We start from the raw sequence: 20,855 nt of genomic DNA on the forward strand, positions 1-20,855 counted from the left end.
TATTTTTTTGGCAAAGGTTTAGTCCCATGCATTTAATCAGATTATATCTTCGGACCCCAGACTTCCGACTCCTGACTCAATTAATGACGAGTGTCGTTTCCGTGATAAATGCTTAGGTAACTTTCATACCTCGAAACGGCAATTTCACCATCGTTTACTGCTGCTAAAACGGCACAGCCGGGTTCGTTAACATGCCTGCAGTTGTTAAAGCGACAATCGTGCGAAGTTTTAAAGATTTCTCTAAAAAAATGGCCTAGTTCTTCTTTTTCGATATCAATAACGCCCAGTTCTCTAATTCCGGGAGAATCGACAATAAAGCCGCCCTGTGGCAGTTCGAACATTTCGGCAAAAGTGGTGGTATGTTGTCCTTTATCGCTCCAGTCTGAAACCTCCCCCGTTCTTAAATCGCGATCGGGTAATAATGCATTAATCAAACTCGATTTCCCAACACCCGAGTGACCAGATATCAGTGTGATTTTATCGGTAATCAATTCCTGAATGACCGGAATGTTAATGCCTTTTAAAGCCGAAACTTCGTAGCAGGCATAACCGATATTCTCGTATATATCTTTAAACTCCTGAAGAATTTCTAAACCCTCTTTACTAAACAGATCGAGTTTATTAAACACCAAAACCGCAGGTACATCGTAAGCCTCGGCCGTAACCAAAAAACGATCGATGAAACCTAGAGATGTACGAGGTGAAGCTAGCGTAACCACCAGCATAGCCATATCTAAATTTGCAGCCAATATCTGTGCCTGCTTACTTAGGTTGATCGATTTGCGGATGATATAGTTTTTACGTGGCAGCATTTCGTGTATCAAACCCTGGTTGCTATCCCGTTCCAGATCAAATTTCACCCTGTCGCCAACCGCAATCGGGTTGGTGGTTTTAAGTCCTTTAATCCTGAATTTGCCTACAATCCGGCAATCGTAGCGTTCGCCATTATCGGCCAAAACACTATACCAGCTCCCTGTAGATTTAATAACTAATCCCTGCATATTTGCGGTAAAGGTATGAATATGATTTCATTGGTAGAAGTGGCTAGTCAGGATAAAAGTTTGTACATTAATGATGAAGAATAAAAAGGAATACAGACATTTCGGCGAAATATTTTGTTATCCACTAAATATCTTACATAAATCCAACGCTTTAAAAGGCAAAAAACCTAAATTTGCGACAACAAAAATCAAAAATATAATGAGTTTCAGAATAGAACACGATACCATGGGCGAGGTGCAGGTACCAGCCGACAAATACTGGGGTGCCCAAACCGAACGCTCACGCAATAACTTCAAAATCGGGCCTGAAGGTTCGATGCCAAAAGAAATTATCCACGCTTTTGGATATCTGAAAAAAGCAGCTGCGCTTGCTAATACCGAGCTTGGTGTATTATCAGCAGAAAAAGCCGATTTAATAGCTAAAGCATGTGATGAAATTATTGCTGGACAGTTAGATGATCAATTCCCATTGGTAATCTGGCAAACCGGTTCGGGTACGCAAAGCAACATGAATGGTAACGAAGTGATTGCAAACCGTGCTCATGTAATTAACGGTGGTTCATTAGCTGACGATAAAAAAGTACTTCACCCTAATGATGATGTAAATAAATCACAGTCATCAAACGATACTTACCCTACTGCAATGCACATTGCAGCCTATAAACTTACAGTAGAAAATACCATTCCAGGTTTAGAGAAACTAAGAAATACTTTAGCTCAAAAAGTTGAAGAATTCAGTACAATTGTTAAAACCGGGCGTACACACTTTATGGATGCTACACCACTTACCTTAGGACAGGAATTTTCGGGTTATGTACAACAGATTGATAACAGCATCAGAGCCATTAAAAATGCTTTGGTTATGGTTGCCGAACTGGCTTTAGGTGGTACGGCTGTTGGCACAGGCTTAAATACACCAAAAGGATACGATGTTTTAGTGGCTAAAAAAATTGCTGATTTAACAGGTTTACCATTTGTTACGGCTCCAAATAAATTTGAAGCCTTGGCAGCGCATGATGCAATGGTAGAACTTTCTGGCGCTTTAAAACGTACTGCGGTTGCTTTAATGAAAGTAGCTAATGATGTAAGAATGTTAAGCTCTGGCCCACGTTGTGGTATTGGCGAAATCGTAATTCCTGATAATGAACCGGGATCTTCAATCATGCCAGGCAAAGTTAACCCTACACAACCAGAAGCTTTAACAATGGTTTGTGCACAGGTAATCGGTAACGATGTTGCCGTATCAGTGGGTGGGATGAGCGGCCATTTCGAACTTAATGTGTTTAAACCGCTTATTGCAGCTAATGTATTACAGTCGGCCCGCTTAATTGGCGATGCCTGCGTTTCTTTCACCGATAAATGTGCCGAAGGAATCACCGCTAACTTGCCGGAAATTGAGAAACATTTACAAAATTCTTTAATGTTGGTTACGGCTTTAAACCCGCATGTGGGTTACGAAAATGCCGCTAAAATTGCGAAGAAAGCACATAAAGAAAATAAAACTTTAAAAGCTGCAGCTGTAGAATTGGGCTTGTTAACCAACGAACAGTTTGATGAATGGGTACGCCCGGAAGATATGGTTGGCAGTTTGAAATAATTAATTTTTAAAGATGTTATAAAATATAAACTTTGTCATCCTGAGCCTGTCGAAGGACCCGCTATAAATTTATAATAAAGCGTTTCGACAGGCCCAACGTGACAAATCCAAGTGAAAGTATTTTATGCTACAACCTCTTTGCTAGCTTCAACAATTACAGTTCTAATCAATACGGTTAATTAAAACATAGGCAAAATGAATTCTATACTCTCTATACTCATGAGCGCGTTATCTTTTATAGCTCCATGCATTGTATTTGGAACCTGCTGCTATTTTTTAGCAAAAAAAAATGTAGTTGAAGCCATTTTAATGACCATAGGCTCGGGAATTGGTATACTGATACACTTATTTTATATTCTATTGCCACTATGGATTAGTAGCAGGAATATCCCCTATACTGAAATTTCAAAATATTATACTTTAATCGGTATTATCGGTGCACTAGCCAATATTTGTTTTGCAGCCGGCTTTTTAATCCTGATTATCAATACCATTAAAAAGAATACTGCAACACACGATCAGTTTCCTAAAAGCATCGATTAATAATAATGAACAAGCTGCACCCGGGTTTAAAGATTTTCTACATCATCCTTTTTACGTTATCTATCTTACATGTAGCTTGTAGTCCGCGGCCTAATATACAGGGCAAAGGTGAAGATTTTATGCAAGGCGTTTGGAATCAAGATTCCGTCGCTTTTAGCAATAAACTGAGCAACTACACACAGCACCATTTCAAATTTACCTGCGATTCTGTTTATATTGATATGGTTACCCACAGCAAAGTAAATTTTTATGAAGATTCCTGTTACAACAATGGCATTTGGAAAGAATATGCCAAAGGCGTTTACGTAGTTAAAGGTGATACCCTATTTGTTGGCGCCACCTTTACACACGCTAACTATAAACAGAAAATATCGGGATGTTACCGCATTGGCCGATATGATAAGAACTTCCTGATCAAAAAGAAATCTGCAGATACATTATTGTTAGAAAGTTTAAGCGACCAACGCGAAATCAAATTAATCCTCAAAGAAAAAATTACCTGCGTACAAAAAGAATTATAAAATGATTTTAACATCAATTAAAAAGAAATTAACCATTGCGCTAGTTTTTGGTTTTTTAGCCTATTTACCAATTCAGGCAAATGCCTGGGGTACCATTGGTCACCGGGTGGTTGGCGAAATTGCCGACAGTTACTTAAAAACTAAAACACGCAAGGCTATTCAGGGTATTTTAGGTTACGAAACTTTGGCCATGAGTGCCAACTGGGGCGATTTTATCAAATCAGATTCTACCTACAATTACATGTATAACTGGCATTTTGTTAATCTTCCGGCAGGACTAAACAAAGATGGCGTTTACAACTTTTTAGAAACTGAAAAGTCGCCTAATCTTTACAACAAAATACCTGATCTAATTGCTGTATTAAAAAAAGCAAGTAGCACCCCAGCCGAAAAGAAATTGGCTTTACGCATGTTGGTTCACCTGGCGGGCGATTTATGCCAACCTATGCATGTTGCCCGTAAAGATGATTTGGGTGGTAACCGAATTTCGGTGTTATGGTTCAATGAAAAATCGAACATCCACAGGGTTTGGGATGAACAGCTTATCGAGTATCAACAGTTAAGCTATACAGAATATGCGAAAGCAATTAATCACCCTTCGGCTGTTCAACTTTACAACTGGCAGAACACAGGCCTTAAAGATTGTATTTACGAATCCTACACCATTTGCAACAAAATTTACGATACCACCAAACCAGATGCTAAATTAAGCTACCGCTACAATTTTGATTGGGTTGAAACCCTTAACGAACAGCTATTAAAAGGTGGTGTTCGGTTGGCTAAAATGTTAAATGATATTTACGGATAAAGCCATTTAAGTAAAAATACCAAAGCAATAGTTTGGGTATTTTTTTTCTTTGTAGCACTAAGCCGATCATCATCGTTTAAGTAAAAAAACTAAAACTATGAAAAAATTAATGTTGCTCACACTGGTGCTTTTTTCTCTTTCGTGCAAAAAGAAAAATCAGGAAGAAGATCCCATTACCAAACAAAAATGGGTACTAGAAACAGCGGTTGTTTCACCGGCTTTAAATATAAAAGGGGAATTTATTACCGATTATAAAAAACTGAAAGGTGATAACGGCTGCCTATCTAACAATTACACCCTAACCTTTCTTACTAACGGAACTTACCAGCTATCCTCTACCGGGTCGCTTTGTGATATGGCAGAAAATGGCCCCAATCAAAAAAAATGGAGAAGATCGGGCGAGCAGATAATTTTAGGCGGCAATCCCGAATCAGAGATTATTTGCAATGTAAATGGTAGTACCTTAACTTATACAATAGCAAATACGCCCGGAGTAATTTATTACAAAGTGGTATATACTTTTAAAGCACAATAATATTGAAAATTTTAATGGTCTGTCTCGGTAACATCTGCCGTTCGCCGCTGGCCGAAGGCATTATGCGCCACCTGGCAGACAAACAGCATTTAAACTGGGAAATTGCTTCGGCAGGAACGGGCAATTGGCATATTGGCAAAGCCCCAGATCACAGGAGTATTTCGGCAGCGAAAGCGCTAGGTTACGATATAAGCAAACAGCGGGCACAACAATTTAACCACTCCATGTTTGCTAAATACGATCTGATTTTGGTTATGGACCGGAATAATTTAGCTGATGTTAAAAACCTTGCTAAAAGTGAGGAAGAGCGAAAAAAGGTTAAACTTTTTCTTGATAACGACGAAGTTACAGACCCATATTGGGATAATGCCCTGTTTAACCCCGTTTGCAGGCAGGTTGAAGAAAGATGTATAGAAATTATCAAACAACTTTCTTAAATTTAAAGCTCAATATCCATCACTAACCAAGTCAGCAAAAATGAAAAAATACCTGTCCCTATGTTTATTAATTGTATCCGTTTTTTTATTCCAAAGCTATACAACCGCTAAGAAATCGGCAAAAGTTTTAGTTTTTTCCAAAACCAAAGGCTTTAGGCACAACTCTATTGAAACTGGAAAAGAAGTTATCCAAAAATTGGGCACCGAGCATCATTTTGATGTGGATACTACAGAAAATGCCGATCTGTTTACAGAAGATAACCTTAAAAAATATGCCGCTGTTATTTTTTTAAATACAACAGGCGATGTTTTAGACAATAAACAACAGGTAGCCTTCGAAAGGTATATCCAGGCAGGTGGAGGTTATGTGGGCATCCATGCCGCAACCGATACTGAATACGATTGGCCTTGGTACGGTAAATTGGCCGGCGCTTATTTCATCAGTCACCCAGCCGTACAGGAAGCTAAATTTATCATTAAAGATAAAAAACATCCTTCAACCAAATTCTTTACCGATTCAGTTTGGATGAGAAAAGATGAGTTATATAACTTTAAGGATATCAATCAAGATATTAAAGTGCTGATTACCTTAGATGAAAAATCGTATACTGGCGGTAAAAATGGCGATTCCCATCCTTTTAGCTGGTACCACAATTTTGATGGCGGAAGGGCTTTCTATACCTGTATGGGCCATACCAAAGAAGGCTGGACAGAAGATAAATTCCAGAACCATTTATGGGGAGGCATTGAATATGCCATAGGCGGACAAAAGAAACTGAACTACAGTAAAGCTCATTCAAAATTATAAGCTCAAGGTTGAGCTTGCTGAACAATTAATCAGTAGGCTCAACCTTTCATTCCTATCTAATAAAATAACTGAGAAAGCACATTGCTTGCACTTGGTGTAGCAGGTTTTAAAGAAGTAAACTTGGCCAACTGCGCAACCGTTAAAGCGGTCCCCAGTTTCGATTTCAATCCAGAAAACAATTTACCAAATTTGCTTTGATAAGCAGCAGGATCTGTTTTTTGAGTAGCCATAATGGTTGCCTTCTGCACCAAAAAATCTTTCACAATTGTAGTTACGGTTGGTTTTTGAGCCGGGGTTAAACTTAAGGCAGGAGTAAGTTTACCAATAATACCAGAGGCTAAGCTTGCCGCATCGAAACCCGTACTTGCTGCTGCAGCGGTTCCAACTTTACTTAAAAGACTTTGTGCATGAGACACAAAGTTTAGGCCCAATATCAGGGCAGATAAAATCAATATTTTTTTCATTTCAATAGTTATATATTTAACTAAGGTAAATAATTTACACCTTTTAGGAATAAATATTTATGAAGATCTGGCTTTTTTCAGATTAACCAAATAAATATAATTCAGCATACAGAAAGAAGCTACGGCCCCGAAAGTGTGCCATAAAAAGTGAGTACCAATTGTAAATACGTCCCACTTATCTGCAATTCGGAAAGTTAGCGCGAATATGAAAGCGATTAAGGCAAAACCAACCCATTTACCATTTTTCCATTCCGTTTTAATCAGGTACCCAAATACCGGAAATAAAACCAGTGCGGCCATAAAAGCATAATTGATGTTGATGAAGATCTGGAAATCACCATTGCTAAAGAGCCGTCGCACGTAAAATTGAAAGAATGCATAAACGGCTACAATTAAAACGGCAAAATACCATCTGGTTAGTTTGGAAAGAAAGTAAACCCCGGCCGAAAGACATAAGAGCATAATCGGCATCCAGTCCATCATAATAAAAATCGGCCAACGCCTCAATCCGTGATAAGTGGTGCCTCCAATTCCGCCTATATAAAGTAAAACTAAGGCAATGGTTAGAAAGCTATGCTGTTTGAAATTTCCCCAAATTTTTATTGTCCAATACACCGCAATAGCTAAAAAAAAGCAACTTGTTATTGCATTAAATGGCTCAGGAAAAAGCTGATTAAGGTTCGTTTCGGTATATATTGTACCTCCATCGGGAGGATTCTGGATAAAAGCGCTCATAATTAATTAACGTAAACTGAAATTAAATGTTTGGTGAATCCATGTAACGATCAAGATGTAAAAATAATTTCGTGTTTACATTTTCAAGAAGTTAAATATTGATTAACTCTTTTCCTTCAGCTGGTATTTTTTTGTACTTTAGTTAGATCTAAGCTATAATGATGATGAAGCCCATATTAATTCTTTTTCTATTCTTAACAACAGCAATTTACGCCCAAACACCGCCTAAACTTTACGGTGCAATACCATCAAAAAGGCAACTGGCCTGGCATGATATTGAAGTTTACGGCCTAATCCATTTTACGCCAACTACATTCGAAAACAAAGAATGGGGCTTTGGCGATGCGGATCCTAAAACATTTAACCCGACAGATTTTAATGCCGATCAGATTATTAAAGCCGCTAAAGCTGGTGGTTTGAAAGGGATTATTTTGGTAGCCAAACACCATGATGGATTTGCTTTATGGCCAACCAAAACGACCGATTATAATATCAGTAAAAGTCCTTTCAGAGCAGGAAAAGGAAATTTAGTTAAAGAGGTGGAACAGGCCGTACGCAAAAACGGTTTAAAGTTTGGGGTATACTGCTCGCCATGGGACAGGAATAATGCGCTTTATGGTACCGATAAATATCTGGCCATCTACCAGGCCCAGTTAAAAGAACTTTACAGCAATTTTGGCGAACTTTTTATGAGCTGGCACGATGGCGCAAACGGTGGTGATGGCTATTATGGTGGTGCAAAAGAAAAACGCTCGATAGATAACACTACCTATTACGACTGGAAAAATACCTGGGCCATTACCCGCAACATGCAGCCCATGGCCAATATTTTTAGCGACATCGGTTTGGATATCCGCTGGGTGGGCAATGAAGATGGTCATGCAGCGCCAACCTCCTGGGCTACCTTTACACCAATGGCACCTGACGGAAAAAATGAAGCTGTTCCCGGCCAGGCAAATTATCCGCAAAGTCCTGAAGGAATACGAAACGGTAAATTCTGGATGCCAGCAGAATGCGATGTTCCTTTAAGAAAAGGGTGGTTTTACCATGCCAATGAAAAGCCTAAAACCCCAGAAACACTGTTCGATCTATACTTAAAAAGTGTTGGCCGTGGCGCAGGTTTAGATCTGGGCTTAGCACCCGATACCCGTGGACAACTTCACGAGGATGATGTTGCTGCACTGAAAACTTTTGGCGACATGGTTAAACATACTTTCGAGAATAACCTGGCCAAAAATGCTCAAATTAAAACGAGCAATAGTAGAGGCAAAAAGTATGATGTTACTACCCTGCTTGATGGTAAAAGGGAGAGTTACTGGGCCACGCAGGATAATATTCACCAGGCAAGTTTAGAAGTAGATTTAAAAACAGCTAAAACCTTTGATATCATTAGCCTACAAGAGTATATTCCCTTGGGTCAGCGAATAGAAGCTTACACCATTGAGGTATTTGACAACAATGCCTGGAAGAAAGTTTACGATGGCACAAGCATTGGTGCAAAACGTTTAATTAAACTGGACAGCCCGGTTACGAGTAATAAAGTAAAAATAACCATTACTAAATCTCCGGTTTGTATTACGTTAAGTGAAATCGGGATATATAAAAAAGCTGTTTAAATTAATTTAGTCTATTTGTAAAGTATCTCAAATACATTCCCTAATGCAGTGGAAGTTTGTTTACTGTACCGGTAAGTGCTATCAGCCTTAATATCTCTGTACATCAGCATTACAGCCCGATAGGATACTTTACTGAGTTTTATTTTTTCATTCCGTTCTTTAACATCCTCAGGTTTTAAATTTAAAGCCTGCATTTGTTTAATTACGACCAAATTCCTTTCGGTAGGAATAATTCCTTCTTGTTTGATAGAAGTTAATTTAACATCTTTTGGCAAAGAAATTTTTAAGTTCATAATTCCGTTCAGTGATCGCAAATTCTCATTAAAAGTATTGCTTAACTTGCGATACTCTTCAGTGTCATACTTTGGATTAAAGTAAATTATTCCACTAAAAAACATTAAGAATAATAGAACAGCAACTGCGTATCTTGCCCAGCTTTTTACTTCAAAAGTTTTGCCCCATCTATAAGTAAGTAACCAGGCAAAAATAAAGCCTGAAATAAAACCCCCAATATGTGCAGCATTATCTACCCTTTTGCCAAAGGCGCCATTTACGAGCACCAGTAATGAGACAACCAATGTACTCACTAATAATGCTTTCGTTGCTTTACGTTCAAAAGATTTAGTAATTAATAAGGCGATAAAAGCTCCATATAAGCCCATTATAGCCCCTGAAGCGCCCATCATCACCCCTTCCTGGTGAAAGATCAAACTCACTAGGCCACCGCAAGCCCCACTCATCAAATAAATAAAGAGGCATTTTTTCCAGCCGAGCTTATTTTCGATCATTAACCCCAGATAAACCAGGGCATACATATTAAAAAATAGATGTGATGGCGATCCATGAATAAACTGATAAGTAATCAAGCGCCAATATTGGCCGCTAAGGACTAAATTACGTTGGTTAACCCCAAAATTTAACGCTATCTTTTTTAGCTCTTCTATAAAATCCGTATCATAACTGCTTCCATTTCTTACAAACTGATACTTCAGGTATACTATCGAGAAAAGAACAAATGCCAAATAATAAAAGATATTGATGAGCACCAAAATTGGCGTTGCTGTATAGCCTTTTTGAGGAAAAAACAGGAAGAAAATATTTTTGATCTTATTCTTAGTTGCCAGAGGGGCTTTTTCGAAGTAGCGATCGTCCTGCGTTGCTATAAATTGGTGGAATTTATACAGATTTTCTTCCCAAACATCCTTCAGGTTGAATTCTACGTATTCAAATTCGTGAAAAAATTTTTCGAGGTTTAAATCGTTCTTTCCATAATCATTAAATAACATTTGAATCCCTACACACTCACTCTTTACCACTGCGAAATTTCCATGGATACGGATAGATATTTCTTCACTATAGGACTGGAAAGATATTGGTGTATAAGCAATTAACCCGCTTTCAGATACATGACTAAGGCTCCAGCCGAGATTTTCGATGGCCTGCTTAGCAACAATTAAATATTTATCTGCCGGAAAATCGGCCAAAGGAATATATTTTTCAATTTTAGGCGAGTACCCCCAACTGATTGACATAGCGCGTTATATTTTTTTCGCTACTAAGATAATATAAGGTGATAGATTTTTGCTTTCGAATGGGATAATCTTTGTAAATACTTTTCCAGTCAGCCAAACTACTTTCTTAAATAGGCGAACGCCTGCCGATTTCTGACTTTCATTTTCCAACCACACACTAAAACGGCCAAAATAACCCGATTTTACTTCTTTAAGTCCGGCCTGTTCGCAGATGGATTTCAATAACACTGGGTTCATGCTATCGATATTGTGTTTATCATAATTTTCTCTATCGAAATTCTTTTGGAACCAGCCATTAACTGCTTTAAAATTTGGTAAGGTGATAAATAAAGTACCGCCTGGTTTTACAAAGGCAATATGACGGTTAATAATATCGGCAGTATCGTTAAAATGTTCGATTAAACCGCAGCTTAGTACAAGATCGTACTGCTTTTCGGGCGTGTAATTAAAAAGATCAGTTTCAATGATATGGATATCCTTTTCGGTTAATCCGTTCTTTTCTAAAAGCTCATTTACAACCGGTGGATGAACAAAGTAATCGAGAAGGGTAACATCAAGCTGAAAATATTTTTTCAGGAATACGGCATAATAACCCGGAAAACCACCCAATTCTATAGCGGTTTTAACATTATCTCTCTGAATAACATCGGCCAGTTGCTGATGAAATAAATAGTTTGAAGGTAACTGAACCGCTAGTCCTTTTTTACTTTCCCAATAATTTACCCAAAAAGCCCTGTCGGTTAATAAATTTGCCATGTTTTAAATAATTCCAATCCCAAAGAAACGGAAAAATTTGGTTAATTGTTAAAGTGGTTAACTGTTTAAACTGTGAAATTGGTTAATTGTAGACAGCACCATGCTATATACAATTAACCGATTTAAACACTAACCGATTAACGCTTCTTCCGATTAACCCTACTTAAGGTCCTTCAAAATCTCTGCCACTGCTTTTTCGAGTTGAGGATCTTTATCTGCCAGACGGTCTTCAAAAGTATTTTTCACGAAGATATCTGGCTTAACGCCTTCTTTTTCGATGTTTTTGCCATCCATGGTATAACAGCCCCACGATGGTAAACGGTAAGAAGAGCCATCAACCAAACCTTTAGCAGAAGTAAAAATAATCCAACGGTAGGTTTCTGTACCGATAATCTTACCCAATTTTAATTGTTTAAACCCTGCAGCCGTCATTTCAGCATCACTTAAAGATTGTTCGTTAATTAGCAATACAATTGGCTTCGCTGCCGGGCCAAAATTACTTTGAGGAGCCATTTTGCCGCCGCGGTATTTCCATTGTAAATAAGGGCGCTGAGAAAGGAATTTTAGCACATCATCATGTACGTTCCCTCCGGTATTGTAACGCAGATCGAGGATAATGGCTTCCTTATTTTCTTCTTGTGCAACCATATCCAACAAAAAAGTTTCCAATTCGCCACTACCCATGTTTTTCATGTAAGAGTAAGCAACCCTGTTGTTGCTCCATTTATCAACATTTTTATGGTTTTGAGTGATCCACTCATCGTAAAGATTTCCACGCAAATTACCCGAGCTTTCCGGATGTACGTTTACAAAAACATCTTTTCCGTTACGCTTAAAGGTCAAAGTGATTTCTCTATCCAATGATGGTTTACTAAAATAATAATCGCGGTCTATTTTTTCATCCACCTTAACACCGTTTACTTCTGTCAGAATATCTCCTGCCAAAATATTGGTTCCAGTACGGGCGGCATTACTTTTAGCCGCAATACGTTTAACCTTTAAAGGATTTTCATTATCGAAGATGATTCCTGTTTCGTTGGTGATGTAAGTAAGGTTTTTGCGTTCCTCTGCCCCCGCGCTGTTAAAGCCCATGTGCGAAGAATTTAGTTCGCCCAGCATATCGTTCAATAAAATCCTCAGGTCGCTGCGGTTGTTCACATAAGGCAGATAAGCGGCATAACGTGTTCTCATTTTATCCCAATCTACGCCGTGGAATTTTTCGTCGTAAAAATTCTCATCCAAACCTACCCAGGTTTCGTAAAACATCTGATTAAACTCGGCATTCAGATTTCTGGTAAATTTATAACCGTGGTCTACGCGGTCAAGCTTGTTCCCTTCCAAGGTATATTTGTTGATTGCACCTCTTGATAAAACGAAAAATTTATCACCAGTCGATACTATTGAGTAATCACCTCCATCGGCAACTTTTTCTGTTTTATTGGCTTCAAAAGGCTCAATGGTAGTGCGGTAAAGTCCTGGGGCACCACCTTCGTGGTTAGATGAATAAAAAACATAAGTTTTATCGCCTTTTGCAAAAGCATCAGTTCCGTACTGGCCACCAAATGAAGGGCCAACCAGTTCTATGCGATCTAAAATATCCTGCGTATTAATGGTAATTACATTTGCTGGTTTTGGTGTAGGTTTTACCTCAGTCTTCTTTTTAGTTGTATCTGTTTTTGCTTTTTTATCATTTTTCTTATCAGGTACCGCTGGTTTGACATCAGTTGGTGCAGGCTTGGTTTCTTTAAACAGATCATCGAACTTATCAGAACGGTAAGGCTCATCGTAATTGTTCAACGCCATACGGTAAATGTGCGCATTCTGCATTCCCGTTGGGTAAGAAGGCTTGGTGCGGGCACTGGTAAAGAAAATGTATTTGCCATCTGGCGACCACGCTGGACCTGTTTCGGTAACACCTGTATTAGTTAAATTGATGGTTTTATTACCTTTAATGTTATGTACCATAATATCCTGCTCGAAATTCCGGTATACAGTGAAAAGTACATATTCATCATTAGGTGAAAAGCTTGGCGCAGCGCTTTGCAAAGCCCAAAACTCGTCGGTTACCAATGTCTTTGCGTCGAAAGTTTTAAGATCCATCAGTTTGAGCTCATTTCTACCGCTCAGGTATACCGCCATGGTTTTGGTTTTGTTCAAGGTAATATCGCGTACATTTGCTTTATCCTTTGTAAGCTGTTTTACCGATCCTTTTCCGTCGCCGGTAATGGTAAACCAGTTCTGATAGCCGTTTGCCGTTTGGCTGAACAAAATCGTTTTGTTATCGGCCAGCCATTTGCATTCTAAAGCACGTTCGCCGCTATTGGTAATCTTACGGATAAATTTTCCGTCTGCATCGCTTACAAATACTTCACCACGCGAAATAAAAGCCATTTTTTTTCCATCGGTAGAAACATCAAAAGCCGAAATATTTCCGCGAACGTCGTACTCCTGCTCTTTACTCAACACTTGGTTACGCGAAGTACTGATATTGATTTTCTCGGTTTTCTTCGAAGCTACATCGTAGGTGTACAATTGATAATCCTTCTCAAACACAACTGTAGTTCCATTGGCCGAAACAAAGGGGCGTTTAATGGAAGTATCAAAATTAGTCAGGCTTGTTTTCTTGCCACCAATAAAAGTGTACAGATTGTATTCCTCATTGCCCTCATCTGATACAAAAAAGACATTCCCTTTTTGATCAACACTGGTCCAGAAATCTTTCCCGATATAATCGGTATAACGTTTATAGCTTTTCGACTTTGGGTTGTACGATTGAATATCTGGATTGTAGGCTCCTTTGTAGTGTTTGCGGTTTGCAAATCGGTAACTCTCCCAGGTATCGTTAAAAAACAGTTCACCACTTGGCGACTCAGCGATGTGGTGCGTAGTATTGAAATAATTGTCGAATAAACGAACAGCCGTACCACCGTTTACACTTACTTTATAACTCGAAAAAGAATTATAGCGACCAGATGTGAAATAAATTGTTTTTGAATCCCAGCTCCAGTTATCTACTTCATCCGCAGCGTCGTTAAAAGTTAATTGTTTAATATCACCACCGGTTAAAGGCATAACGTACACGTCGTAATTACCAAACTGATTGGATGAAAAAGCCATCCATTTCCCATCAGGAGATATTTTCGGATTAATTTCTTCTCCCGGCATGGCGGTAATCCTCGAAGCTACGCCTCCTTTTACCGGTACTTTCCAGATATCACCATCATAGCTGAATACTATTGTTTGTGCATCGGGCGTTAAAGCAGGGTATGCCGCAAAGTAGGTTTGACCTTGAGCAAAAGTATAAATGGGCAACAAAAATGCAAGTGTTGCAAGTGATTTTAACAGGGATTTGATCATGATTTATTTTGTTTGGCTTTGATGCCTTAAATTACACAACAGATTTTATATTCGTAAACAATAAAATGTATTTTTGATTGATTTGAAAGTAGTACACCTAAATACCTACGATGGAAATGGCGGAGCAGGACGTGCCTGTTTGCGTTTAAGTGATGCCTTAAAGGCAAGTGGAATCGATTCGAAAGTATTGGTTTACTATAAATTTGGGCAAAACCCGAAGATTGATACTTTTAGCAAATCACCCTTTCAAAAAGCCAGAGCTATTTATAATATTTTATCAGAAAGGTATTTTGCCAAATGGTTGAGTAAATCGGTAAAAACCCCATTCAGTTTGCAATGGTTTGGCCGTTCGGTAATTAACCATCCCGAGGTTAAAAATGCTGATATTATCCATTTACACTGGGTAAACCATGGTTTCTTAAATCCTAAGTTTTTAGCTCAGCTTGATGAACTGGAAAAGCCAATTGTATGGACTTTTCACGATAGCAATGCTTTTACAGGTGGATGCCATGTGCGTTATGGATGCGAAAATTTTCACCAGCAATGCGGTAATTGCCCGATTTTAAAAATCAGCGGAAAAAATGATATTTCGCACAAAACCTGGGTGCGTAAACAAAAGGCTTATACAGAATTGAATTTCCACATTGTTGCGCCAAGTAAATGGATGGCTGCATCGGTAAAGTTCAGCAGCTTGTTGGGCACAAGGAAAGCTACAGTTATCCCGAATACGATTGAAACAAAAATTTTTAAACCTTATGTTAAATCGGAGGCGAAAAAAATCTTAAAAATCAATCCGGATAAATTTGTATTGATGAGCGGATTTATGCCCTCAAAAAACGACAAACATAAAGGAACCCCTTATTTAATCGAAGCTTTAGAAATCCTTTCGCGCAGAGCTGGAATACAAAAAGAAAATATTGAATTGGTTATTTTCGGTAATAAGGAAAATGCAGAAATGCCCGAATTTCCTTTTAAAACTATATTTTTGGGTACCATTAATAAAGACGATCATTTGGCAAAATGTTATTCGGCGGCCGATGTTTTTATTACGCCTTCTCTCGAAGATAATCTACCCAATACAGTAATGGAAAGTTTGTCATGTGCTACGCCTGTTGTTGCCTTTACTACGGGGGGGATTCCGGATATGGTGAAACACATGCAGAATGGCTACCTGGCTGAATACCAGAATGCTGAAGATTTGGCAAATGGTATCGAGTGGCTCTACCATCGTCCAAATAAAGAAGAAATCCAAAAAGCAGCCAGATTAAGTATTTTAACAGATTTCTCGGAAGAAGTAATCGCTGCGGAGCATATCCATCTTTACGAAACGTTGATTGATTTACAGCCGAAGTAAATTAAGCGCGCCACAAAAACACAGAAATCAAGGGAATTTAGATAGACTACAGTGCGTTTTGATGCAAAATGTTTACCCAATTTCATTTTCACCTTGAGGGAGAAAAATTTGCACAATCTTTATTAAATTTACTCCAATCCAAAAACCCAGCCCTTGCCAAAGCTAACTGTCATCACCATTGTGTACAATAACGTTCGCGATATCGAGCGTACTATTCAGTCTATCCTTAAACAGACCTATAAAAAAATCGAATATATTGTAATAGACGGTGCATCAACGGATGGCACTTTGCAGATTGTTGAGCGTTATAAAGATCAGATTACAAAAATTGTATCTGAACCAGATAAAGGTATTTATGATGCCATGAACAAAGGTTTAGCATTAGCGACGGGCGATTATGTTTTATTTATGAACTCAGGTGATGAGATTTATGATGAACAAACAGTAGAAGATGTTTTTACCTCTGCCCCTGGTGCCGATATTTATTACGGAGAAACGGAAATGTACAATGATAACTGGGAAAATTTAGGCCGCAGAAGGCACGAGGCTCCCGAAGAGTTTGATTGGACCAGCTTTAAATACGGCATGAACATTAGCCACCAGGCCATTTATATCCGCCGTAGTATTATTACGCCATACGATTTAACTTATAAGTACAGTTCAGATATTGATTGGATCATCAAAGCGGCAAAAAAGGCATCTAATATTGTTAATGTTCACCGTTATGTAGCCAAATATCTGGTTGGTGGCATGAGTAAGAAAAAACACCGCGAGAGCTTAAAAGAACGGTTTAAAATCTTCACCAAATATTATGGCTTAGTACCGAATATCTTTAATCATATTATCATTGCAGGTAACCTGGCTTTGTATTTTGTTAAGCACCGTAGAACGAACGACTAGCTTATGAATGAAGAAATTAACGCGCTACTCTCTATCTATGAACAGGAAAAAAAATTAATCGAGTCTATAATCGAAGAAGATCGGATTGATGGTGATTATAAAGCAATTCGTTTAAATTCTAAAAATCTCAACAGAATACAGCACCAGATTGCACTGATCAAATCACTAATTGATCCATATACGCAAGAAAAAGAACGATTAAAAAGGACAATCGATTTTTTGGTTGAAAAAAGTGAGTTTGAAGAATCTAATGAGCACAGAACCCACATGCTTGCTCAGATTGATCGGAAATTAGATCAACTAAACAGTTATAAAGCAGGTTATTTTAACGATGGGCAAGAGTTTGATGATGCTATATTTGATTTGGTAGAACAGAAGATTGAAGGATTTATTTTCAACTTGAAAAAAGAAAATAAATTGGCCATATTGTTTAAACGCACGGATAAGGAAATTTTATTATCAGTTACCAATATAAAAAAGCTTAAAAAACAGCGCATCTTAGATAAAAACACCATAGCTGTACTTAAATCAATCGGTTTTAAAGAGGAAAAACACGCTGATTCATTAATTTTCACTTACGGTTTGGATAATTTTAAAGATGCTATTTTTATCAAAACCATTGTAAGCAGAGTGATTTTTGATGCATTCTATTTTCAAGAACTTGACAAGGAAACAACCATTGAGATTTTCTAATAATCTCAAATTTCTAAAAACAATAATTTTCCCTAACTGTCTTTTAATACATCACCTTATTAAAAATTAAAGATTATGGGACAATTAAGTAACCGCACTATTGCTGTACTTACAGAAAGCGGATTTGAAGAAGTAGAATTAACCGAACCTGTTAAAAGGTTAAGAGAAGAGGGCGCAACCGTTCACATTATCTCCTCAAAAAGCGGAAAAATAAAAGCCTGGGACCATGATCATTGGTCGATAGAAGTTGATGTAGACAAAACCATTTCGGAAGCAAATGCCGAAGATTACAACGGTTTGCTTTTACCAGGTGGTGTAATTAATCCCGATCAGTTACGTGTTAACGAAGATGCAATAGCCTTTGTAAAATCTTTCTTTGCCGATGGGAAACCTGTTGCGGCAATCTGCCACGGGCCTCAAACCCTAATTAACGCAGATGTGGTTCAGGGCCGAAAACTGACTTCGGTAAAAAATATTTCACAGGATCTGATCAATGCAGGCGCACTTTGGTCAGACGAGGAAGTAGTTGTAGACCAGGGTTTGGTTACGAGCCGTACACCAAAGGATTTACCTGCTTTTAATGATAAAATTGTAGAGGAATTTGCCGAAGGTGTTCACGAAGGGCAGCATGCCTAAAAACTTTGGACGCTCTTTCTAGATTCACTCAAAAACGGTTGGCAAATTTGTCAGCCGTTTTTATTTTTTGTCTTTTCTACGTGCCGTCAGATGTTACCATCTGACACCACAGCACTTTACAATTTAACCTGCCTAATAATATTTTTGATGTTCAATTCAATAATGTCGGTCATGGTTTTACAGCGTAAATAATTCGCATCGTTAAAATAATCGCTCATACTCTGTTTCAGCAAAGCTATATTTTCGGGTGTGGTTAATTCTTCCTTATTAGAAACATCACGGAGATCGGTTAGACGGTGCCGTTCGCTTCTTACACGGTGCACAATAGACGAACGTTCTTCTTGTTGGTACTGCAGTACGGTTTTCTCAGTTAATTGCTCCATACTCATTTTTACATATGGCAAGTTCTCTTTAAAAAACTGGGGCAAATAAACCTTTAAATTCCCTTCGTAAAACTGTTGGTCGAAATCTATTGCACGGATGCGAAACTGAATATCATCAAAATCAGGTGTAATCTGTACCACAAAGTTATAAGCGCGCATATCGCCCAAAAGCATAATTAAACAGCGTTCGTTAAACTTAACAAACTCTTTAGCAATCCTGGTCGGATTAAACTCAGGTGTATATAATTGTCCTTTTGTAAAAACATCACCCGGAATCCCCGCAATATGTTCTTCCACTAAGGTATTGCCATCAACAAGATAATTTACCTGATTGGGCGAAAGGATTTCTTCCATTTCTAAACCGTAAATCCGCGAAGCATCGGCTTTTTTGATGTAGAAATAATCGTAAACATCATTTAAACGGTTTACAATGCGGATACGAAATGGATGGGTATTTCCGAAGGTGCAATATTCTATTTTATCGATGTACTTGTGTTCAACGATTCTCAAATTACCCGATGCTTTTAGGTTTGCATAAATTTCTTTTAAACCATCATGCAAGGTTTCAATTAAATCCTGTGCATATATCGGGCCTTCCCAGAGCGAATCTTTACCAAACTTATCCATTAAAGGGAAAGCCTCGTTAAACTGCATTAAATCATTATAACCGATGGGTAATTTTGCTTCCCGTTGGTAAGTGCGTAAATATTTCTGCAAAGCAGGCGTTACCGGAAAAATCGGTTTCTTTTTCGAAATTCTTACATCGTTGTTTTCCATGCAGCGGCAATGTACAGTTTTATAGAAAATATATTATTTTTTTTGCCATGAATATTAACCACAGAGCGCACCGAGAACGTCACAGAGCTAACAGCGCATAGTTTAAACCAGTAAAAATGCTTTGTGGCCAACAAGAAAGAAAATCATCCATTCTCTCTTTTGTCTCTGTGAAACCTTAGTGTGCTCGGTGGTTACTAACGATTTGGATAACTAAATGGCAATCCATTCAAATACCTGCTGATTTTTCGATAGGGATAATTCCCTGCGCCATGATCGGCAAACTGAACAATAATGGTATTTGTTTTCGGATCAATGTACAACCTTTGGCCGAGCATGCCTTCTGCAGCATAATCGCCGTTATCACCTTCCTGCGGAATCCACCAAAGATAGTGATGGGCTGATTTTTGCCAGCCTTTTGCAGATGCAGGTTTTTCGGCACCTATATTTATCGATTGATTTACCCAGCTTTCTGGAACGATCTGTTTACCATTGTATTTACCTTTATTTAAATATAATCGACCAATTTTGGCAAAATCGATAGCCGTAACCTGAAAGCGACTTGCAGTGTTTGTTAAACCGTTAACCTGATCTAATCCCCAGGTGGCGTTATATTGCGTACCGATCTGTTTCCATACATTAGCTTCGAAATACTGCGCTACTGATTTACCCGTTGCCTTTTTTAAAACCCAGCCCAATAAAATCGGATCAATACTTTTGTACTTCCAAACCGTGCCTGGTTTATTTACCAGTTTAACTTTCATCAACTGGGCTTTCATATCATCCGTATAATAATATTTGGCTTCATCAGAAAAAAATGCCTTAACAATTCCACCTACAGCATCCTGAAACTCCAGACCTGATTTCATATCTAAAAGATTTTTTAATGTGATCTCCTCAAAAGCAGGATTCGATTTCAACTCAGGAATATAATCGGTTACCTTATCGTTTAAATTTTTTATGCTATGATCATTTAATGCTTGCCCGATCATAATAGAAATTATGCTTTTGGCACCAGAAAACATGGTGGTTAGGGTGCTATCACGATAACCCTTGTCATATTTTTCGTACAGAATACTATCATTCCTGATTACGATAAAAACATTGATCTGCCCATTTTTTAAATACTCTTTCAAGGGAATAGATTGATTATTTCCATCCAGGACATGAAGTGTATCTAAATCGTTCCGTTGCCTGGCCGATCTGATAAAATGAAAGGCAGAATCACTTTTATGCGAAATTTCCTGAGGGAAAATTTTATATGTTTCGGCACCAGGTGTTCTATTTTTTAGCACACTTAACAGGTAGGGCTTCCAAAGAAATAGCGCAAACAGCGATAAAAAAAATGAATAAATCAGAATTAAGAGTATTTTTTTGAAAGTTTTCATGGGTAGGCGTTATACCA

At 38.2% G+C, this 20,855-nt stretch carries 20 protein-coding genes; 12 read left to right on the forward strand and 8 right to left on the reverse strand.

Translation table 11 applies throughout. The annotated features are described in order from the left end of the window. Positions 1–80: 80 nt before the first annotated feature. A complete protein-coding gene (gene rsgA, locus ASU31_RS05500; RefSeq protein WP_057931375.1) occupies positions 81–1,001 on the reverse strand; it encodes a ribosome small subunit-dependent GTPase A in 921 nt (306 codons plus the stop codon). Between the two features lie 199 nt (positions 1,002–1,200). On the opposite strand from rsgA, the gene fumC reads away from it, so the two are divergent. The 7 genes from fumC to ASU31_RS05535 all read left to right on the forward strand — a co-directional run bounded on the left by fumC (position 1,201) and on the right by ASU31_RS05535 (position 6,250). Further along, complete coding sequence (gene fumC, locus ASU31_RS05505) at positions 1,201–2,598, forward strand: class II fumarate hydratase (protein WP_057931668.1); 1,398 nt, start codon at positions 1,201–1,203, stop codon at positions 2,596–2,598. A 195-nt stretch (positions 2,599–2,793) separates the two neighbouring features. Beyond that, the gene (locus ASU31_RS05510) at positions 2,794–3,141 is read left to right on the forward strand and encodes a hypothetical protein (protein ID WP_157257931.1); all 348 of its coding nucleotides are present in this window, start codon (positions 2,794–2,796) and stop codon (positions 3,139–3,141) included. A 5-nt stretch (positions 3,142–3,146) separates the two neighbouring features. Beyond that, the gene (locus tag ASU31_RS05515; RefSeq protein WP_057931377.1) at positions 3,147–3,662 is read left to right on the forward strand and encodes a hypothetical protein; all 516 of its coding nucleotides are present in this window, start codon (positions 3,147–3,149) and stop codon (positions 3,660–3,662) included. 1 nt (position 3,663) lies between these two features. Then, entirely contained in the window at positions 3,664–4,470 is an 807-nt protein-coding gene (locus ASU31_RS05520) for a S1/P1 nuclease (RefSeq protein WP_057931378.1), read from the forward strand. 97 nt (positions 4,471–4,567) lie between these two features. Then, on the forward strand, positions 4,568–5,005 hold the full coding sequence (locus ASU31_RS05525) for a hypothetical protein (protein WP_057931379.1): 438 nt from the start codon (positions 4,568–4,570) through the stop codon (positions 5,003–5,005). Between the two features lie 2 nt (positions 5,006–5,007). After that, positions 5,008–5,442 carry a low molecular weight protein-tyrosine-phosphatase gene (locus ASU31_RS05530; protein WP_057931380.1) on the forward strand — a complete coding sequence of 145 codons (435 nt, stop codon included), beginning with the start codon at positions 5,008–5,010 and terminating at the stop codon, positions 5,440–5,442. A gap of 40 nt (positions 5,443–5,482) precedes the next feature. After that, positions 5,483–6,250 (forward strand): ThuA domain-containing protein, encoded by a 768-nt coding sequence (locus ASU31_RS05535; RefSeq protein WP_057931381.1) that lies wholly within the window; start codon positions 5,483–5,485, stop codon positions 6,248–6,250. Between the two features lie 56 nt (positions 6,251–6,306). Here the strand turns inward: ASU31_RS05535 and ASU31_RS05540 are convergent, their stop codons facing one another. Together ASU31_RS05540 and ASU31_RS05545 are read right to left on the reverse strand one after the other, a co-directional pair. Next, positions 6,307–6,714 (reverse strand): hypothetical protein, encoded by a 408-nt coding sequence (locus ASU31_RS05540; RefSeq protein WP_057931382.1) that lies wholly within the window; start codon positions 6,712–6,714, stop codon positions 6,307–6,309. A 57-nt stretch (positions 6,715–6,771) separates the two neighbouring features. Beyond that, complete coding sequence (locus tag ASU31_RS05545) at positions 6,772–7,449, reverse strand: hypothetical protein (RefSeq protein ID WP_057931383.1); 678 nt, start codon at positions 7,447–7,449, stop codon at positions 6,772–6,774. A gap of 164 nt (positions 7,450–7,613) precedes the next feature. On the opposite strand from ASU31_RS05545, the gene ASU31_RS05550 reads away from it, so the two are divergent. After that, positions 7,614–9,065: an alpha-L-fucosidase gene (locus tag ASU31_RS05550; protein WP_083505292.1), complete on the forward strand. Its 1,452-nt coding sequence runs from the start codon at positions 7,614–7,616 to the stop codon at positions 9,063–9,065. An 11-nt stretch (positions 9,066–9,076) separates the two neighbouring features. Here ASU31_RS05550 and ASU31_RS05555 read toward each other — a convergent pair whose 3' ends face one another. The 3 genes from ASU31_RS05555 to ASU31_RS05565 all read right to left on the reverse strand — a co-directional run bounded on the left by ASU31_RS05555 (position 9,077) and on the right by ASU31_RS05565 (position 14,710). Beyond that, positions 9,077–10,597, reverse strand: a complete 1,521-nt coding sequence (locus tag ASU31_RS05555) for a rhomboid family intramembrane serine protease (protein ID WP_057931384.1) — start codon at positions 10,595–10,597, stop codon at positions 9,077–9,079. Between the two features lie 6 nt (positions 10,598–10,603). Continuing rightward, positions 10,604–11,353: a class I SAM-dependent methyltransferase gene (locus ASU31_RS05560; protein WP_057931385.1), complete on the reverse strand. Its 750-nt coding sequence runs from the start codon at positions 11,351–11,353 to the stop codon at positions 10,604–10,606. Between the two features lie 159 nt (positions 11,354–11,512). Beyond that, positions 11,513–14,710, reverse strand: coding sequence for a S41 family peptidase (locus tag ASU31_RS05565; RefSeq protein WP_057931386.1), 3,198 nt, complete (start codon positions 14,708–14,710; stop codon positions 11,513–11,515). Between the two features lie 73 nt (positions 14,711–14,783). Here ASU31_RS05565 and ASU31_RS05570 point away from each other — a divergent pair, with 73 nt between their 5' ends. The 4 genes from ASU31_RS05570 (at position 14,784) to ASU31_RS05585 (ending at position 18,293) form a co-directional block, all read left to right on the forward strand. Then, positions 14,784–16,064, forward strand: coding sequence for a glycosyltransferase family 4 protein (locus ASU31_RS05570; protein WP_083505276.1), 1,281 nt, complete (start codon positions 14,784–14,786; stop codon positions 16,062–16,064). A 153-nt stretch (positions 16,065–16,217) separates the two neighbouring features. Beyond that, positions 16,218–16,964 (forward strand): glycosyltransferase family 2 protein, encoded by a 747-nt coding sequence (locus tag ASU31_RS05575; protein WP_057931387.1) that lies wholly within the window; start codon positions 16,218–16,220, stop codon positions 16,962–16,964. Between the two features lie 3 nt (positions 16,965–16,967). Next, a complete protein-coding gene (locus ASU31_RS05580; protein WP_057931388.1) occupies positions 16,968–17,657 on the forward strand; it encodes a hypothetical protein in 690 nt (229 codons plus the stop codon). Positions 17,658–17,732: 75 nt separating this feature from the next. Next, positions 17,733–18,293 (forward strand): type 1 glutamine amidotransferase domain-containing protein, encoded by a 561-nt coding sequence (locus ASU31_RS05585; protein ID WP_057931389.1) that lies wholly within the window; start codon positions 17,733–17,735, stop codon positions 18,291–18,293. 116 nt (positions 18,294–18,409) lie between these two features. On the opposite strand, the gene ASU31_RS05590 is transcribed toward ASU31_RS05585, so the two are convergent. Further along, positions 18,410–19,453: a hypothetical protein gene (locus ASU31_RS05590; protein ID WP_057931390.1), complete on the reverse strand. Its 1,044-nt coding sequence runs from the start codon at positions 19,451–19,453 to the stop codon at positions 18,410–18,412. Positions 19,454–19,647: 194 nt separating this feature from the next. Further along, entirely contained in the window at positions 19,648–20,838 is a 1,191-nt protein-coding gene (locus tag ASU31_RS05595; RefSeq protein WP_057931391.1) for a serine hydrolase domain-containing protein, read from the reverse strand. Between the last annotated feature and the right edge of the window lie 17 nt (positions 20,839–20,855).

Origin of the sequence: Pedobacter ginsenosidimutans (assembly GCF_001442625.1) — a bacterium.
Classification (GTDB): Bacteria; Bacteroidota; Bacteroidia; order Sphingobacteriales; family Sphingobacteriaceae; genus Pedobacter; species Pedobacter ginsenosidimutans.

Bases quoted from the DNA above. Each gene is read 5' to 3' on its own strand.
- rsgA (WP_057931375.1), bottom strand. From the start codon at position 1,001: ATGCAGGGATTAGTTATTAAATCTACAGGGAGCTGGTATAGTGTTTTG.
- fumC (WP_057931668.1), top strand. From the start codon at position 1,201: ATGAGTTTCAGAATAGAACACGATACCATGGGCGAGGTGCAGGTACCA.
- ASU31_RS05510 (WP_157257931.1), top strand. From the start codon at position 2,794: ATGAATTCTATACTCTCTATACTCATGAGCGCGTTATCTTTTATAGCT.
- ASU31_RS05515 (WP_057931377.1), top strand. From the start codon at position 3,147: ATGAACAAGCTGCACCCGGGTTTAAAGATTTTCTACATCATCCTTTTT.
- ASU31_RS05520 (WP_057931378.1), top strand. From the start codon at position 3,664: ATGATTTTAACATCAATTAAAAAGAAATTAACCATTGCGCTAGTTTTT.
- ASU31_RS05525 (WP_057931379.1), top strand. From the start codon at position 4,568: ATGAAAAAATTAATGTTGCTCACACTGGTGCTTTTTTCTCTTTCGTGC.
- ASU31_RS05535 (WP_057931381.1), top strand. From the start codon at position 5,483: ATGAAAAAATACCTGTCCCTATGTTTATTAATTGTATCCGTTTTTTTA.
- ASU31_RS05540 (WP_057931382.1), bottom strand. From the start codon at position 6,714: ATGAAAAAAATATTGATTTTATCTGCCCTGATATTGGGCCTAAACTTT.
- ASU31_RS05545 (WP_057931383.1), bottom strand. From the start codon at position 7,449: ATGAGCGCTTTTATCCAGAATCCTCCCGATGGAGGTACAATATATACC.
- ASU31_RS05550 (WP_083505292.1), top strand. From the start codon at position 7,614: ATGAAGCCCATATTAATTCTTTTTCTATTCTTAACAACAGCAATTTAC.
- ASU31_RS05555 (WP_057931384.1), bottom strand. From the start codon at position 10,597: ATGTCAATCAGTTGGGGGTACTCGCCTAAAATTGAAAAATATATTCCT.
- ASU31_RS05560 (WP_057931385.1), bottom strand. From the start codon at position 11,353: ATGGCAAATTTATTAACCGACAGGGCTTTTTGGGTAAATTATTGGGAA.
- ASU31_RS05565 (WP_057931386.1), bottom strand. From the start codon at position 14,710: ATGATCAAATCCCTGTTAAAATCACTTGCAACACTTGCATTTTTGTTG.
- ASU31_RS05580 (WP_057931388.1), top strand. From the start codon at position 16,968: ATGAATGAAGAAATTAACGCGCTACTCTCTATCTATGAACAGGAAAAA.
- ASU31_RS05585 (WP_057931389.1), top strand. From the start codon at position 17,733: ATGGGACAATTAAGTAACCGCACTATTGCTGTACTTACAGAAAGCGGA.
- ASU31_RS05590 (WP_057931390.1), bottom strand. From the start codon at position 19,453: ATGGAAAACAACGATGTAAGAATTTCGAAAAAGAAACCGATTTTTCCG.
- ASU31_RS05595 (WP_057931391.1), bottom strand. From the start codon at position 20,838: ATGAAAACTTTCAAAAAAATACTCTTAATTCTGATTTATTCATTTTTT.